Annotated in this window: 13 protein-coding genes and 2 tRNA genes; 4 read left to right on the plus strand and 11 right to left on the minus strand. The window is 51.8% G+C overall.

What is annotated here, in order from left to right; translation table 11 throughout:
- Window positions 1-89: 89 nt before the first annotated feature.
- From HHO50_RS07170 to HHO50_RS07180, 3 genes are read right to left on the minus strand one after another with little or no spacing between them, the layout of a single operon-like run.
- On the minus strand, window positions 90-1,541 hold the full coding sequence (locus HHO50_RS07170; RefSeq protein WP_181305334.1) for a hypothetical protein: 1,452 nt from the start codon (window positions 1,539-1,541) through the stop codon (window positions 90-92).
- A 2-nt stretch (window positions 1,542-1,543) separates the two neighbouring features.
- The gene (locus HHO50_RS07175; protein WP_181305335.1) at window positions 1,544-1,957 is read right to left on the minus strand and encodes a hypothetical protein; all 414 of its coding nucleotides are present in this window, start codon (window positions 1,955-1,957) and stop codon (window positions 1,544-1,546) included.
- A 2-nt stretch (window positions 1,958-1,959) separates the two neighbouring features.
- Window positions 1,960-3,330: a hypothetical protein gene (locus HHO50_RS07180; RefSeq protein ID WP_181305336.1), complete on the minus strand. Its 1,371-nt coding sequence runs from the start codon at window positions 3,328-3,330 to the stop codon at window positions 1,960-1,962.
- A gap of 888 nt (window positions 3,331-4,218) precedes the next feature.
- Between HHO50_RS07180 and HHO50_RS07185 the strand changes: the two genes are divergently transcribed.
- A complete protein-coding gene (locus tag HHO50_RS07185) occupies window positions 4,219-4,575 on the plus strand; it encodes a hypothetical protein (protein WP_181305337.1) in 357 nt (118 codons plus the stop codon).
- 192 nt (window positions 4,576-4,767) lie between these two features.
- Here HHO50_RS07185 and HHO50_RS07190 read toward each other — a convergent pair.
- From HHO50_RS07190 to HHO50_RS07205, 4 genes are all read right to left on the minus strand, one after another.
- A tRNA-Thr gene (locus tag HHO50_RS07190) sits at window positions 4,768-4,840 on the minus strand.
- A gap of 101 nt (window positions 4,841-4,941) precedes the next feature.
- A tRNA-Thr gene (locus HHO50_RS07195) sits at window positions 4,942-5,014 on the minus strand.
- Between the two features lie 129 nt (window positions 5,015-5,143).
- Window positions 5,144-7,330 carry a DUF349 domain-containing protein gene (locus HHO50_RS07200; RefSeq protein ID WP_181305338.1) on the minus strand — a complete coding sequence of 729 codons (2,187 nt, stop codon included), beginning with the start codon at window positions 7,328-7,330 and terminating at the stop codon, window positions 5,144-5,146.
- Window positions 7,331-7,355: 25 nt separating this feature from the next.
- Window positions 7,356-7,922 (minus strand): YqgE/AlgH family protein, encoded by a 567-nt coding sequence (locus HHO50_RS07205; RefSeq protein WP_181305339.1) that lies wholly within the window; start codon window positions 7,920-7,922, stop codon window positions 7,356-7,358.
- Between the two features lie 208 nt (window positions 7,923-8,130).
- On the opposite strand from HHO50_RS07205, the gene pdxH reads away from it, so the two are divergent.
- Genes pdxH through HHO50_RS07220 form a run of 3 tightly spaced genes read left to right on the plus strand, consistent with a single transcriptional unit; the run spans window position 8,131 to window position 10,664 of the window.
- Window positions 8,131-8,784, plus strand: a complete 654-nt coding sequence (pdxH, locus tag HHO50_RS07210; protein ID WP_181305340.1) for a pyridoxamine 5'-phosphate oxidase — start codon at window positions 8,131-8,133, stop codon at window positions 8,782-8,784.
- Between the two features lie 43 nt (window positions 8,785-8,827).
- Window positions 8,828-10,105 (plus strand): DUF1015 domain-containing protein, encoded by a 1,278-nt coding sequence (locus tag HHO50_RS07215; RefSeq protein WP_181305341.1) that lies wholly within the window; start codon window positions 8,828-8,830, stop codon window positions 10,103-10,105.
- Window positions 10,092-10,664: a Maf family nucleotide pyrophosphatase gene (locus HHO50_RS07220; protein ID WP_181305342.1), complete on the plus strand. Its 573-nt coding sequence runs from the start codon at window positions 10,092-10,094 to the stop codon at window positions 10,662-10,664. The genes HHO50_RS07215 and HHO50_RS07220 overlap by 14 nt, the downstream gene beginning before the upstream one ends.
- A gap of 373 nt (window positions 10,665-11,037) precedes the next feature.
- On the opposite strand, the gene HHO50_RS07225 is transcribed toward HHO50_RS07220, so the two are convergent.
- The 4 genes from HHO50_RS07225 to sdaAB are packed head-to-tail and all read right to left on the minus strand — an operon-like array spanning window position 11,038 to window position 15,576.
- The gene (locus tag HHO50_RS07225; RefSeq protein ID WP_181305343.1) at window positions 11,038-12,036 is read right to left on the minus strand and encodes an NAD(P)H-dependent glycerol-3-phosphate dehydrogenase; all 999 of its coding nucleotides are present in this window, start codon (window positions 12,034-12,036) and stop codon (window positions 11,038-11,040) included.
- A gap of 3 nt (window positions 12,037-12,039) precedes the next feature.
- Window positions 12,040-13,422 (minus strand): efflux RND transporter periplasmic adaptor subunit, encoded by a 1,383-nt coding sequence (locus HHO50_RS07230; RefSeq protein WP_181305344.1) that lies wholly within the window; start codon window positions 13,420-13,422, stop codon window positions 12,040-12,042.
- 6 nt (window positions 13,423-13,428) lie between these two features.
- Window positions 13,429-14,895, minus strand: a complete 1,467-nt coding sequence (locus tag HHO50_RS07235) for a TolC family protein (protein ID WP_181305345.1) — start codon at window positions 14,893-14,895, stop codon at window positions 13,429-13,431.
- Window positions 14,896-15,576 carry an L-serine ammonia-lyase, iron-sulfur-dependent subunit beta gene (sdaAB, locus tag HHO50_RS07240; protein ID WP_181305594.1) on the minus strand — a complete coding sequence of 227 codons (681 nt, stop codon included), beginning with the start codon at window positions 15,574-15,576 and terminating at the stop codon, window positions 14,896-14,898. It lies immediately after the preceding gene.
- Window positions 15,577-15,735 lie beyond the last annotated feature (159 nt).

Here is a 15,735-nt window from a genome sequence, read left to right on the forward strand (position 1 = left end):
TTCAATTCTGGAGGAAGAGGAAGAGGGTTTTTGCCTTTCTGTTTTAAGGCCGTTTTCTAAAAAGAAGCGCCAAAACTCGAAAAAACCAATCAGGAATACTTCAGCTTGTCCTCTACCAGGTTGTGGGTGGCAATTTCAAAGGCCTTGATGGTGGCTTTGAACGCCTCCCGGTCCGACACTGCTTCTGAAGCCCGGTTCAATTCCTTCACGAAGGAGCCTTGGTGAATGCCTTTGTTCAGGAAGCCGGTTTCTACCTGTTTATCAGAAACCATGCGGTTAAAGTCGGGTTCATTGAGGTGGAAGACCGAGAAGGTGCGTTCCATGCGGTTCAGTTCTTTGAGCCAGGAATCATAGCCAAAATCTGGGCTGGTCAGGAATTTGTTCAGTTCTTTGAAAATAGGCTCATTTCGCATGGCACTGGCTAAGTCCACTCCTTTGGCGTACGCCGCCTGTGCATCATCGGGCACGTAGGTGGTGTAGTAGCGCGTGAAATAGTGGAACCGAATCAGGTGCTTGGCAATGCGGTCGCGGGTTTCCTGGTCTAAATGCGAAAACTGCACATTGTCCACGTCCTCGCGCAACCCGAACTCATGGTACAGCGCCGAACCGGTCAATTCATTGTCTGAGTAATCCATGAAATCAATGATAGACAGAGCACTCAATAATTCCACCAAGTGCGCATCGTTTCTCTGGCTGGCCCTTCCCGGATTGTTTTCCAGCGGTTTGTCTGGCGTATCACCCATGTAATAGGTGGCATTCACGCCCGTCAGGTGGTTCTGGTAATACGAAAGCGCATCTTTGGCTTTGGTGGTGAAGGTGTTGGAATCAATGAAATCTGCCTCTACGCCTGCCGCCGGTTGCTCCAGGGAGAAATACGGCAATACCACCATGGCACCGGTCAGCGCTGAGTTGAGGCTAGACGCGTTGGGCAGCTTGGAATGCACGTCTTTGAAGTTCTTCAACAGCAGCGGGAATCCGGCGGCCCCGGTACCGCCAAAGATGGAAGACACAAAGAAAATGCGGTCACCGGCCTGAAAGTTGGAGGCGAAGAAACGCATCTCGGGTGAATCAATGATCTCGTTCAAGACCACGCTGCCCACGTTAGGGCTGCCCCTGAAACCCACATCCAGGCTGTTGTTCAGGTTCTCGGGCGTGAACAACATATCTACCAGCGCTTGGCTGTCAATGTCGAGCTGGTTGTAGCCCACGTGGTCTTTGAACGGTTTGTTGATGCCTCCGAAGTCATACACAAAGCTGTCTCTGATTTTAGAGGAACCGTCCCCGGCAATGCTGGAAAGCGTGCTGATGTTGGTATGGAAGAAGCCTTCGTCCCGCTTGCCCAGTTGGTCGTGCAGGTGTTTGTAGGTTTTGAGAAGCTCCACCGTCCGGTTCATGTCCCCGTTCTGGGTGTCGGGGTCAATGATGATGGGTACTATCTTGTCACAGTTCTTAATCTTGACACCGGCGGCCATAAGCATGACCAGAGAACGAATGACTCTGGAGCCCGTGCCGCCAATCCCGAATACAAAAAGTTTTGCCATAGTTATTTAGAGTGAGGCCATTTCATAGGAGTTGTCCAAGCTTGGACAGACCCCTTTTTCAATAGGAGGGAGAAAATAAAAAACAGCACCAGGCTGAGAATCGCGTTTACCAGCGCAAACGTGTAGGTGTAGGAATGCGTCTCCACGCCGTTGTTGTTTACCTGCATAATGGGCACAAAGAAGGCGATAGCCGCATTTAAAATCAGCATAATGACCCAGTGCTTGGGTTTGTAAAAGCCCGTGCTCATGACTCGGTTAAAGACATAATAGTACAGGATGACCATGGCCAGCGAGATAAGGATTAACTGGATACCAGTGTTAGGAAACACCACCTCGCGGTAATCATTGGTGTAATTGGCGGGCATGGGCCGCCCCAGGAAAAGCTCATACAGCCCGGAGAAAAAATTCTGAATCATCCTTACTTGTTTTCTTTGTTAAACTTCATGGTGACACTAAACACGTTTTCGCTTTTATCTCGGTACAGCGCCTGCACCCCTTCTATGATATTGTTCAACTGATACGTTTTCTTTGGCGCGCCCGCCGGGTTGTTGTCGTTGGCAGTAGACCACTGGCTTACCCAGGTGGGCAGTACCTGCGGCAACTGAAGCGTGATAGAACCCGTGTTAGCTGTCAATTGCGGCACTTTGACCCTTACAAAATGCGTGTACTGCGCTAAGCTGGGCGTAGCCTTCACGTCTTCTGTGGCTGCAATTACTGTACCAAGAGACGCCTTTCCCCCGGTCACGGCCAACTTCAGGTTCTGCTTCAGGAAGTTCGCGTTCTGCAAGGAAGCCGGGAAATCACTCAGGTTCAGACCGATGGTAAATTCCACGGGTTCCTCTTTTTCCGGCATTAAATTCACGCTGGTACACACTTCCGCGGTTCGGCTGGTACAGTACACAACGCCCGCTGGCCGAAATGTATTTGATTTGAGAATAGCTGAGTACGTCACACTGGGGTACGCAAACCCGAAGTACGCCTGCTGGGCCGGTAAATTCCGGAGCACCTTATTAATGACGGTCTGTACCTCCTGCTGCTTGCCAATGACCCAAATATAGAAAGGCACTTCCTCTCCGTTGAGGGTACGTTTCACGGCAGGTTTTTTCACTGCCGGGTAATAAGTGCCAAAAAACGGCGAGGCATTTCCCAGCACCGCCACTACCAAATTCTCATGCTCAGCCTGTTTCAGACTGCTTCTGATATCAGAATCTAACGAGAGAAACTGACCCGGATTGTTGGGGTCTGGCCCATGGATGAAATCGGAAACAATGACACTGACGGCATTTCTGTCTAAGGAGTTGCTCAGGGCAGCCTGTAGCATGTCTGGCAAAGGGGTACCACGCACATCGGCTTTGATCCCGCTGGTGATGGTGTTCTTCAACGTGTTGTAAGAGACACTATCCAGTACAGGTTTTCCCTGACCATTTTCCCCGGCTAAATAGTAGCGTTTGTCGTCTACATAAATGCCGTCCTGTACCTCAGAGATGAGTTTGTTCAGCTGGCGTTGAAAGACAGTGGGTTCTTTTTCAGCGGCCGGGGGGGGCATGAAACCCTTCATTCCGTTGGAGACTTCCAGGTAAAGGTCTACGTCTACTTTTGAGGGAGCAGTAGTGGGGCTTGTCTCTTTGGGCCCAGGGGTAATTTTTTGAGTGGGTGTTTGAACCTGGGCTGGTGTATTCTCAGGGGTACCTTCCTCTTGGGTGGTCTTCTTTGTATAGCAGCCAGAAAAGACCAGTGCCCCGCAAAGCAGTAGCATGTGCCCCCTCTTCATACAGCTTGTTCTATCCATGCCTTTGGTGTTAGTAGTAATGCGCACTTACTTGCAATATAGTAAAAAGGTTATCTATGGCTAACAACGAAAGATAGTTTAAGAACTTGCTTAAATTCTGGCATCGTAAGCGAAAAGAGCTTCCGAGCGCCGTAGCAGCGCTAAGAAGGCAAGAAAAGTACTTCCGCAGGTGCTTGCTAGGCGTTTGCAGCACGAAAGACAAAGTTTAAACACGCTCTACAAAGTAAGCTATACTTGCCATGCCTCTTTCAGATTTGCTTCCTCGTTTTTCCTTTGAACGTTCAGAGAGACCAATAGTACACACAACCGAAATTTAATTGAAAGCACCCTAGGCTACTATCGAATGATTAGTGCCCCTTAGAAGGAGATAGGTGGAGCACCAAAACCCACCCCTACCCCTTCGAGGAGGGGAATACGCCTTTGCCGGGGATAGGAATGCGTGAGAGACAAGGCAGTGCCTGGTCTCTACGGGTTTTATCATCAGCATTACTGCTACTTTCCCCAGTTCCAGTCTTCCCGAGCGCGCCTCGCTTTTGGCCCTGGACAGACCTCAGCTAAGAACAACAGACTTCACAGGCCGACAGGGCAGTGCGAGAGGGGAAGACGGGGCCTCGCGGCCGTGGGCGCTTACCGCCAAAGTTGGAACAATACAGCACCTGCACCCACGCAACAAGCAGCCAAGCCAAGCGAACAGCAAACTGCGTGCACCTGCAAATTACCCACGCCTTAAGCAATCTAATAAAGAGAACGGCAAAAGGCATGCACCCACTAATCCTTCCTAAAGAAACCAGTTAAAGCACAGAAACCTCCCATTAAGGGCACAAGCTAAATTTTAGTAACCCCTGTTCCACTTACCGGTATATACAGTTGTACCAGACATCACTGAAGATGATCAGAGCTTATAAACTATTCACCGGGGCCGAGGGGCACTCCTATGTGGAGAAAGGCACCATTGCGGAAAAAGTCTTCACCCAAGTAACTTCCCTCCATTTCAAAGAAACCCCACCCCACTCTGAATACGATTGGCATCCGGCCCCGGACACCCAGTACGTCCTCACCTTAACCGGAACCCTTGAATTCACCACCAGTTTAGGAGATACTTTTTTACTGGAAACCGGAGACGTACTAATCGCCACCGATCTCACCGGCTCAGGCCACAAATGGCAGATGGTAGGCGACAAACCCTGGAAAAGGGCCTATGTGGTTTTTAGGAAAGACACGAAGATAAATTTTCAGCCAGCCTGAGTATTCCTGGAAAGATTACCGTTTTCAGGCTGTTTTTGAGAAATCAGGTAGAAAACGGGCTGATCTGCAAAAAGAGGTTCAAAATGCGTCCGGACACCAGCGGCCACTGGCAGCTGGAATTTTAAGTGCGGTAGGAACGAAATCAAAAAAGCACTTACCTCCAGGTAGAGATAAGTGCTTTTTTAATAAGTGAGCCCCCAGCCGGGATCGAACCAGCGACCTACTGATTACAAGTCAGTTGCTCTACCAGCTGAGCTATGGAGGCTTTTGCCTTTAGAATCTGGTGTTTTCTGAAAGCGACAATAAAGTAAGGTTTTTCAAAAAACAGCACTTACAGGTTTTCTTCCTATAAGTGCTGTTTTTAAGAGCCTCCTGCCGGGATCGAACCAGCGACCTACTGATTACAAGTCAGTTGCTCTACCAGCTGAGCTAAGGAGGCTTTTGCTTTCATCACCTAGGCGGTTTCTGAAAGCGATACAAAAGTAGAGGTCTTTTTGGTATTTGCAAAAACCACCTGTAACTAATTTGTCCCCTTTTCACAAAGGGCTTGAATGTCAAGCAGAAAAAATTAAGACCTCAGTGCTTTCAACTGTCTTTTCAGGTGCTGAATTCTATTCTGGGCTTCGTCAATCTTAGACTGATACTCCTGACGGAGTTTTTCGGCGTTTTTGGAACGGGCAAAAAACTCGATATTGGTCTTTAAAGTGGAGATGTCGTTTTCCAGCGAGGTGATGTCGCGGCGCAGATGCTGCTCTTTCTGGTACAGTTTCTGGTCACCGTCTGGGCTGGCTTTAAGGTGGTTCAACTGTAGTTGGAACAAGGTCTGCTCCTTTTGCTGCGGGTTCATCTCAGGAACTTTGTCCAGGTATTTGGCCAACAGTTGCTGGAACCTGTCTTCTACCTTCGGGTTTCTTTTCCCTTCGGCCGAGAACGACTGCCACTCCTGGTTGAGTTGGTTAAACTCCTCTGTGGTGCCTACAAAGGTAGGGTCTGCCACTTTGGTCGCCAATTGCTCACAGAACGCAAGTTTCTGGGTAGACAGTTGGTTTAGTTGCGTCTCTTTGTTCTGGGCTTCCTGGTGCAGTCGGTCAAAGAAAGCGTTGCAGGCCGTTCTGAACCGGTTCCAGATTTTATCTGAGTATTTGTCTGGGACGCGGCCAATGGTCTTCCACTTTTTCTGAAGCTGAATGAGCTTCTCTTTGGTGCTGTCCCATTCTTCGCTGCCCTGTAGACTTTCGGCCTCTTCGCACAAAGCTACCTTTTGGCGGTAGTTCTGCATCTTTTCCTCATCTAAAGCTTTGAAGAACGTATTTTTGTGGTGGAAGAAGGCTTTGTAGCTGCTCCAGAATGCTTTGTTAACTTCCTCGGCATTTTCCTTGGGCACCAAACCGGCGGTATCCCAGGCTTCCTTCAACTGCTGAATCTGGTCGGTTCTGTCCCGCCAGTCATTGATGCGGTCAGATGAAAAATGCTGGAATTGTTCAATCTGCGCCAGAAGAGCTCTCTTTTTCTCCAGGTTAGTGGTTTCTTCCGCCCGGCGGGTTTCAAAGAAGGCTTTCTTGCGGTCATGCACCTGCTCTGAGGCCTGAATAAAGCGGTTCCAGATCTGGTCGCGCGCTTCATTGGGTACCGGGCCTATGTGTTTCCATTCGTCATGCAGGTGGCGTAACTCTTGGAGGGCTTTGTTGATGTTCTCCTCTTTCGCCAAGGCCTCTGCCCGCTCGCAAAGCAGCGTTTTCGCGTCTAAGTTGCGCTTACGATCCAGCTCTTTCAGCTCAAAGAAGATACTGCGGTTGTTGTAGTACATGTCCAGCAAGGCGTGGTACGAATTCCACAATTGCTGGGCCTCGGCGGTAGGAACCTGGCCGATGGCTTTCCACTCTTGCTGCAGTTCTTTGATGGCGTTGCCGCTGGTCTGGGTTTCAGACTCAATCAAGACGCGCAGGCGTTCCAGCAAATCGCGCTTACGCTGGAGGTTCTGGATTTTCTGCTCTTCCTCCTGGCGCTGATCCCGGAACCGGGCCTCCCGGAAACGCTGCATGGCCTGCTCCACATCTTTGTGGGCTTTGGGCGCATTATATTCAAAATCATCGGCAAAACCGCCTTCGGCAATGAAGCGGTTTAAGGCTTCCTGCCGCTCTTCCTGGAAAAGGGGTTCATAGATCTTGTATAGCATATTCAGCGACCGACCAGACTTACGCACGTTTCCTTCCTGGGCCAGCGAAAGAATCTTAGACCGAATCTCGTCTACGGAAAGGTGCGTGTAATCTTCCTCCTGGTGCAGTTCCTCCTCCTCGGGGTGGGTTTCATCCTGGGGGATCGCAGCGGCCGCTGGTTGTACCGGGGTGAGGGTTGGCGCACCCGCATCAGAAACTGAGCTTACTGGTTCACCCGCAGATTCCGGCTGGCTATCATCGGCTGAGGCATCACCTGCCGTGGAAGCCTGAGAAGCCTCTTCTGCAACCGGCTCTGTTATCACCGCTTCAGAAGCCAACACAGATGATTGCGTCAGTTCTGGTTCAACCTGAGGAGCAGCAACTTGGGTTGCCTCTGCTTCAGCGGCGCTTTCACCGGCGGGAGCTTCCTCTACCGCCTCTACGGGGGTAGCGGTGTCCTCTTGGCGCGCGTTTATTTCAGCTAAACGTTCTTCCAGAATTCTCCGCTGGTCAAGCGTTTGGTCAGTGGGAACTTGTTCTCCGGTAGAGGGCACTTCCTTGTTTTCGTTTTGCTGATTTTCCGGATTCTGATTCATCATACACGTGGGGCTTAGCGCCTTTGGATTAGTTTAAACTTGGGTCTGCGGGATAATTGGCGTACATTTTAAACTTGCCGCCCATTTCCTTTAAAATATCACGCCACAAGGTATCTATATTCAAAGTAAGCAATTTATTTGCAGCATTGTTATTCACGAACCAAACATTTTTCTCTATCTCTTCTTCCAACTGCCCCGGGCTCCACCCGGAATAACCCACAAAAAACCTGATTTCATCCTGTGACACAATGCCCTGGTTCATCCAACGGGTAAGTTCTTCAAAGTCACCGCCCCAGTACAGATCTGAGGCAATGGATTGGGCGTCTGTCAGGTGAGGCAGGCGGTGAATGTAATGCAAGGTGTTGGGCTGCATGGGCCCTCCTACCGCCAGGGGCACGTCAAAGATCTCGTCATTGATGTCTATCACATCAGACAAATGCAGGGCAGATACTCTGTTCAACACCAGCCCCACCGTGCCTTCTTTGTCATGCTGGCAGATGACCACTACACTTCTCTCAAAGTTAGGGTCTCCCAGAAAAGGTTCTGAGATCAGGATACTTCCCTTCTGGATTTCTTTCGCCGTCTTTCTAGTCATCTTTTCCGTGGATTTACTCTCTATACGTACTGAATCGGTAATAAATTGGTTTGCGAGCGCGTATATATTTGAATTCTTTAAATAAACGCGTAAACAGAAGCTCTCGTATGCCTTGGAGAGTAAATGAAAGGACATTCTTGAACATTTGCCTACCTTTTAAAGAGAAAACCCTACTTTTGGTTTTGCCTCAATCCTCAGCTGTAGCACCATGGAAGCACCCTTGTCCCTCGCCCATATCCGGATCAACTACTCCTTAAAGGAACTCACCCTGGAGGCGGTCTCCGCAGACCCTTTCAAACAGTTTGAGACCTGGATGCAGGAAGCCTTAACCGCCAAGGCAGATGAGCCCACCGCCATGACCCTGAGCACCGCAACTGCCACCGGAAGACCTTCTGCCCGCGTGGTACTCCTGAAGGCCATCACCCCGCAAGGCTTTGTCTTTTACACCAATTACGGGAGCCGCAAAGGACAGCAACTGCTGGAGAACCCGTTTGCCGCCCTCACGTTTTTCTGGCCCGCGCTGGAAAGGCAGGTGCGGGTGGAAGGAAGTGTGGAGCGGGTCTCTGCGGATGTCTCTGATGCCTATTTCCATAGCCGCCCCCGCGGAAGCCAGATTGGGGCCTGGTCATCGCCGCAGAGCCAACCCATCCCAGACCGCACCCTGCTGGAAAACCTGGAGCAAGAGTATTCCGCCAGGTTCAAGGAACTGGAGGTTATTCCCCGGCCCGAGCATTGGGGCGGGTACCTGGTCAGGCCAGCGCGTATAGAGTTCTGGCAAGGCCGCCAGAACCGCTTGCATGACCGACTTTTGTACGAGGTGGAAAGCAACGGCAACTGGCACATCCAGCGCTTGGCTCCCTGAGCGTTTTCCGCCTCTTTTTCTTAAAACAGCTTAAAAACAGTCAATGGCTGCTATTCTACCCCTCAAAGGTTTCCGGTACAATCCCAAGCTCCCGTTTTCCATAGACGCGCTCACGTCTCCCCTGTTTGACGTGGTTTCTGTGAAGCAGCGCCAGGCCTTGTACCGGAACTCCTATAACAGCATCCATCTATCCGTTCCGCCGGGGCCAGACCCCGCCGACAGTGCCCGTCGCACCGCCGAGCACTGGAAACGGGCCGGTATCTTGCTGCAAGACCCACTGCCGGGCATCTATGTCTATTACCAGTATTTCACGCTGCCGGGCTCCAGCCATGAGTTTTGCCGAAAGGGCTTTATGTGCCACATCAAGGCGTACCCGTGGGAAGAACAGGTGATCCTTCGGCACGAGAACACCATTCCGGCAGCGGTGAATGATCGGATTGAATTACTAGCGGAAACCAAGATGCACACCAGCGCCACCCACGGCCTCTTCACCGATGCCTCTTTTTCCCTGGAGCAGTACATGGACGAAAGCATCACCTCGCCCCTCTATGAATCTGAGGATTACCAGGGCGTGCGCGATGTTTTTTCCGTCATCCATGATGCCGAGGTGATCCAGAAATTTGTGGATCTGCTCAAAGGCCAGCAGGTGATTCTGGCAGATGGCCACCACCGGTACGAGGGTTCTTTGCAGTACCGCCAGAAGATGCTGTCGCAATACCCCGCGGCCACCGGCGAAGAGCCCTTCAACTACCATCTCATGTACCTGACCAATGCCGCCTCAGATGATCTGCGCATTCTGCCCACGCATAGACTGCTAGAGACTTTACCCATGGTACCGGAAGTATTTCTGGAAAGATTAAGCGAGTACTTCACCGTCACTCCCATGGATGAGGCGTACGAACTGAACGAGATTCTCGTAGGTAAAAAATGGGCCTTCGGGATCTATTTACGGGGAGAGGCCTACAAGGCCCGGCTAAAGCCCGAAGTGCATGCCCAACTCACTTGGGATCTTCCGCAGGAAGTGAAAGACTTGGATCTCACCGTCATGCATTATTTCATGCTGGAGCGGGTACTGGGCATCTCGCAGGAAGCGCAGCGGCAGTATGCGGGGCTCTCCTACGTGCGCTCCTTCGCGGAATGTCTGGCGAAAGTAGATGCCGGCAAAGCGCAACTGGCCCTGCTCACCAACGAAGTGAAAATGGAAGAAGTGCAGCGCGTTTGCCACTCCGGGGCCGTGATGCCCCAGAAATCGACCTTCTTCTACCCCAAAGTAATCTGTGGTTTTTTATTCAGCTCAATAGACGAAAATGAATTTAACTAGTAAGAAATACATCTTGGCCTCTAACTCCCCGCGCCGGAAAGAACTGCTCACCAACCTGGGGTTGGATTTTCAGGTACGGGTAAAAGAAATAGACGAGAACTACCCCCCCGAGCTGGCCCGCGCCGAAGTAGCCGAATACCTGGCCGCCCACAAAGCCAGCGCGTACCGCGAGCAACTGCAACCGGAGGAAGTCATCATCACCGCCGATACCATTGTGTGTTTAGACGACACCATTCTGAACAAGCCCTATGACCATGCCCAAGCCACCCGTATGCTCACCATGCTTTCGGGCCGCAGCCATGAGGTCTACACAGGGGTTTGCCTTCTCAGCTCAGAAAAGAGCGTAGTCTTCCATGATGTGACCACCGTGCATTTCAGAAATCTTACCCGTGATGAGATCGACTTTTACATTAACCACTACAAACCCTTTGACAAAGCAGGCAGCTACGGTGCCCAGGACTGGCTGGGCTTGGTGGGCATAGAGCGCATAGAAGGCTCCTATTTCAACGTGATGGGTTTGCCCGTGCACAGATTGTACGAGGAACTCCTGGTCTTTTAGCAACCTTACTGGTCAAGGAAGTGCTCTTAATTACTTGACGTTCTGCCTTCTTGCCGGTGGTTCCCGGCGCGTCTGGAACTCATTTTATCCTTTGGCACGAGACCGGAGTCTCGCGCCAGTAAATTTTAACAGCCTGGTTTCACAGTACCGCTGGCTCCAAAGATCACGTAGTGCGCGCAGCTTTTACGAGCGTCTATGCCGATGCCGTTTTAAGCCCGTTTTCCTAAAAACAGGCCTAAAACGCCTCAGCGGGCTCCCCTCTCCTGCGGAAGGTCAGTTAGGTGATGCGTCTTTTCGTAAAAAGAGCCCTAAACAGAAAACCCGCTGTCTTAAAATAGTGGATTTTCTGTTTTAGGGCTCTTTTTATGAAAACTTACTTAAACTTATCCTTTAAGATCTCTATCTCAACTCTCGGCGAGATGCGTTCATACAGGATGTTGTAGACTGCAGTGGTGATGGGCATGTCTACTTTCAGGCGTTTGTTTAGTTCATAGATGCTCTGGACGGCATAATATCCTTCGGCCACCATGTTCATCTCAATCTGGGCTGATTTCACGGTGTAGCCCCGGCCAATCATGTTCCCGAAGGTACGGTTCCGGCTGAACTGGGAATAAGCGGTCACCAGCAAATCACCTAAGTAGGCACTGCCTTTCAGGTCGCGGTGCAGGGGCATGAGGGCATCCAGGAACCGTTCTATCTCCTCCATGGAATTGGAAACCAGCACGGCCTGAAAGTTGTCACCGTAGTTGAGGCCGTGGGCAATGCCGCAGGCCAGCGCGATGATGTTTTTCATGACGGCGCAGTACTCTATCCCATCAATGTCGTCCAGCGGGTTGGCCTTGACGTAACGGTTGCGGAGCAAAGCGCAGAATAGTTCCGCCCGGTCTCTGTCATGCGAGCCGATGGTCAGGTACGACTGCTTTTCCAGGGCGACTTCCTCGGCGTGGCAGGGCCCGGCAATCACGCATTGCCTATCGGCGGGTACGCCGTAGTGCTGCTCCAGAAAATCGGTGATGAGCAGGTTCTCCCCAGGGATCATGCCTTTGATCGCCGATACCAGCGTTTTCCCCTTCAACGCATCGGCCGCCAAGGGCGACAAAGCCTGTTGCACGAAGGCGGCGGGTACGGCCAGGATCACCCAGTCTGCCTGGGCTACGGTTTCCTGAATGTCACTGGACGGATGCACGTACGCCAGGTCAAACCGGACGCCGCTGAGGTATCTGGGGTTGTGGGCGTATTGCTGGAGGTGCTGCACATCTTCTTTGTTTCTGAGCCACCAGCAGACCTCCGTTTTGTTTTCTGATAAAATCTTAACCAGGGCGGTGGCCCAACTGCCTCCGCCCAATACGGCTACTCTTTCTTTTTCCTGCAAAGCTTATTTCTCTTCTTCAGACGTATCTTCTTTCAATTCTTTACTCAGGGCCTTTTCATCTTTCACGGTGACCAGGTCACCTTCTTTCAGCTGCTTGGAAACCGCTCTAAACGGCCCCGAAACCACTTCCTGGCCAGCCTTTAAGCCAGACAGAATCTCAATGTTGTCAAAGTCACTGATACCGGTGGTTACTTTCACCATTTTCACTTTGCCGCCCTCGTGCACAAACACTACTTCCTGGGGGCGGTCTCCGGCCCGGGCCGGTTTCTCTTCCTGGGTTAAGTTATTTTGCGGGCCATTGGCACCGGGGTCCTTGTTGTCTTTGGCCCGCGTGGTCACGGCGGCCAGAGGTACGGAAAGCACATTGTCTTTCTGATCTGTGATGATGTCTACCGAGGCCGTCATGCCGGGCCTGAAAGGGGTGCGGCCGTTTTTCTGGATCAGGTCTTGGTAAGATTCATTCAGTAACCGGATGCGTACCTCAAACTCTGTCACGGCTTCTAAAGAAGCGGCGTCTTTGGCGGTATTGGCAATGGAGGTCACCACTCCCTTGAACTTACGGTTGGTGTTGGTGTACGAGTCTACCTCCACAATAACCGAGTCGTTTAGACGGACGCGTACAATGTCGTTCTCGTTCACGTCTACCCGTATCTCCATGTTGTTGAGGTTGGCAATGCGCATGATCTCAGTACCGGCCATCTGCGAAGTACCTACTACGCGCTCGCCGCGCTCTACGTTCAGTTTGGAAACCGTGCCGCTCACCGGTGCATAGATGGTGGTTTTGTCCAGGTTTCTTCTGGACTCTTCCAGAGAGGCGCTGGCGCTGCGCACGGTTGACTCAGCGGCCCTAACGCTTTGCCGGGCCGCGTCCACTTCGGCTTTGTTGGCTTCAAACTGGGCTCTGGCCGCATCATACTCAGACTGGGAGATCACCTTCTGCTCAAACAGCTTGCGGTTACGTTCATACGATTGCTGCACGTTTTTGCTGTTGGCCATGGCCTGGTTTAACCTGGCTCTGGCCTGGGCTAAGTTGGCGCGCTGGGTATTCACCGACGCCGACTGCATCTCTACCATGGCCTGGTAATTGTCGGGGCGGATGCGGAGCAGCAACTGACCGGCCACCACCGAATCGCCTTCTTTCACGTACAGCTCGGTGATCTCACCGGAAACGTCTGGGCTGATCTTTACCTCAATCTCGGGCTGCACTTTGCCAGAGGCACTTACTTTCTCTACAATGGTGGCCGGTTTCGCCTTGGCCACGGCTACTTCAATTCCTTCTTCTTTTCCAATCCAGCCATTCTTTTTGGCTACCATTAGCCCAACCACCAGTAGCACCAGCAGGCCACCCAGAATGTATAACAGTTTGTTTGATTTGCGCTTTGCCATGTTGTTTTAGAGAGTGATGGTTTTTCCCTGATAGAACTCCAGGAACTTAAGTCTGAAAATATAGTCGTATTTGGCCTGGATAATGTCTGACTGGGCTTTCACGTAGTTGTTGCGGGCCACGTTGAAGTCCACGCTGTTGATGAGCCCGTTGTTCAGGCGAATCTCGGCGTTTCTGAAGGATTGCTCAAAGGATTCCAGCTGTTTTCTGGCGGCCACAAACCGCTTTTGGGCCCCTACGGCATCGGTATACGCCTGGGCAATGTTCTGCCGTAACTGGTTTTTGGCGATGGCGGTGTTCAGTTCTGCGCTTCTGAGCCCAATTCTGGAAAGCTGCACATTGTTCCGGGTTCTGAAAGCATTCAGGATTGGAACGTTCAGGCTCACCCCCACATACTGCCCTAAATTGTCTGAAAGCTGATCAAAGTATTTGTAGGTAGTAGGCGTGCGCTGTCTGGTCAGGTAGGTATAAGTGACCGGCAGGCTGGGGTCACCGTTCACATTGCCTATGGTTTCGGTGACCGGCTGCAACGGCCCGATGGTAAAGAACGGGGTTCCGCTGGAAAAACGCGTACTCATGCTTCCGCCTAAACTTAACGTAGGATAGTAGGCGCCTTTGGCGATGTCTATGGTCTTGAGCGCACTCTCCACCCTAATCTGGTTGCTTTTAATTTCAGGCATGATGCCTTCGGCGGTCTCATACACCTGCTGCGCGTCAAACGCAATCACTGACTGGTCTGGGTCTGGCAGCGTGGGTATCTCAATGGCGAAGTTGGCGGGCTGGGCGTTCTCCAGGTTCAACAACTGAATCAACTGAAGCTCGGCCAGTTCTATCTGGTTCTGGGCGGTAATGATGTTCAGCTCGTCGCTGGCCAGTTGGGCGTTCAGCTCCAGGACATTGCTTTCCGGCACGCTACCGGCCTTGAACAGCTTTTCGGTTCTTTCGGCCTGGATCTTGGTGAGGTTGTAGCGTTCCTGGTTTGTTTTCAGCAGTTCCTGGTTGAGCAGAATCTGCATGTAGGCCGTCACAATGTTGAGCATCAAGTCATTCTGCGCCCTTTTCTGGTCTAGCTCGGTGGCCTGTAGATCCAGCCGGTTCCGCTTGATGGTATTCTGTATCTGCAGGCCACTGAACAGCGGCACAGAGGCTTGCAGCGAGAAGTTGCTGGACTGGTTCTGCTCATTCCGCTGCTCATAGGTGATTGGGTCATTGAAAAAACCGAAGCTGCTTCCGTACGACGCGCTTCCGTTCAAAGACGGCAGCCTGTTGGCCCGGGCCTGGTTCACATTGAGGGCATCCTGCTCTACCTGCAAGCCAGACTGCCTTACCTGAAGGTTGTTCTGTACACCGTGCTGAATGCATTGCTGCAACGTCCAGACGGTTTCTGTGGGCGTGGTGGTCTGGGCAAAAGAGAAGGCATGGCAGCCCATGACCAAACCCAGCGTAGAAAGAAATTTAGAAGGGAAACGTCGCATTTATAAGTCAATGTTAGGGATGTAGATCACGTTGTTGACCCAACTCAGTTGCCGGAGGTACTCCAGCGAGATGGGCCGCAGCCCCGAGTCCATTTCTATGAACTGGCGGGCCACATCATTCCGCCCTTTCCTGGACACGCTCATGGTGGCAATGTTGCAGTCATCATGGGCAATAATGCTGCTGATAAAGGCAATACTGCCGGTCACGTCATCGGCGTCAATGATCAAGGTATGCAGGTTGGCCGAAAAATTGGACGGGAAGCCGTCTACCTCCACAATGCTGATCACCCCGCCACCCCGGCTTTGGCCAATCACTTCGGCCTTGCGGCCGTCAGCTGCCGTCAGGTTCAGTTTAATGGTGTTGGGGTGCATGGTAGAGGCATTCCCCACCGATTTGAAGGTGTATTTCAGCCCATTTTCCGCTGCGTGGGTAAAAGACTCCTTGATGCGGGTATCATCGGTTTTAAAGTCTAAAAGCCCGGCCAGAATGGCGCGGTCACTGCCGTGGCCCTCATAGGTGCGGGCAAACGAGTTATAAAACGTGATGGTGGCTTCCGCAGGCGGAGCCCCCAGGATTCTGATGGCGGCCCGCGCAATACGCACCACCCCGGCCGTGTGCGAGCTGGAGGGGCCAATCATGACCGGGCCAATCATATCAAAAATGCTGCTTTTCTCTGCCATGGTCTTTATGCGTTCTTCCAGCATCAAAGGTAAAGATAATGTTTCCCCTTCGCGCCTGTTTACCTATCAGAAATAAGCCTCTTTTCAGAAAGAGAGCCCAGAAACGCTGTATCTCTTCGTTTCAGGGCGCTTGCGTTTCTTTCCTGCCTGAGGGCTCCA

It is taken from the genome of Rufibacter sp. XAAS-G3-1, from assembly GCF_013623775.1.
GTDB lineage: Bacteria > Bacteroidota > Bacteroidia > Cytophagales > Hymenobacteraceae > Nibribacter.

Excerpts from the sequence above, each read along its gene's own strand:
- HHO50_RS07205 (WP_181305339.1), bottom strand. The coding sequence starts at position 7,922 with ATGACTAGAAAGACGGCGAAAGAAATCCAGAAGGGAAGTATCCTGATC.
- HHO50_RS07175 (WP_181305335.1), bottom strand. The coding sequence starts at position 1,957 with ATGATTCAGAATTTTTTCTCCGGGCTGTATGAGCTTTTCCTGGGGCGG.
- HHO50_RS07220 (WP_181305342.1), top strand. The coding sequence starts at position 10,092 with ATGAATTTAACTAGTAAGAAATACATCTTGGCCTCTAACTCCCCGCGC.
- HHO50_RS07170 (WP_181305334.1), bottom strand. The coding sequence starts at position 1,541 with ATGGCAAAACTTTTTGTATTCGGGATTGGCGGCACGGGCTCCAGAGTC.
- sdaAB (WP_181305594.1), bottom strand. The coding sequence starts at position 15,576 with ATGGCAGAGAAAAGCAGCATTTTTGATATGATTGGCCCGGTCATGATT.
- HHO50_RS07215 (WP_181305341.1), top strand. The coding sequence starts at position 8,828 with ATGGCTGCTATTCTACCCCTCAAAGGTTTCCGGTACAATCCCAAGCTC.
- HHO50_RS07180 (WP_181305336.1), bottom strand. The coding sequence starts at position 3,330 with ATGGATAGAACAAGCTGTATGAAGAGGGGGCACATGCTACTGCTTTGC.
- HHO50_RS07230 (WP_181305344.1), bottom strand. The coding sequence starts at position 13,422 with ATGGCAAAGCGCAAATCAAACAAACTGTTATACATTCTGGGTGGCCTG.
- HHO50_RS07185 (WP_181305337.1), top strand. The coding sequence starts at position 4,219 with ATGATCAGAGCTTATAAACTATTCACCGGGGCCGAGGGGCACTCCTAT.
- HHO50_RS07235 (WP_181305345.1), bottom strand. The coding sequence starts at position 14,895 with ATGCGACGTTTCCCTTCTAAATTTCTTTCTACGCTGGGTTTGGTCATG.
- HHO50_RS07200 (WP_181305338.1), bottom strand. The coding sequence starts at position 7,330 with ATGATGAATCAGAATCCGGAAAATCAGCAAAACGAAAACAAGGAAGTG.
- pdxH (WP_181305340.1), top strand. The coding sequence starts at position 8,131 with ATGGAAGCACCCTTGTCCCTCGCCCATATCCGGATCAACTACTCCTTA.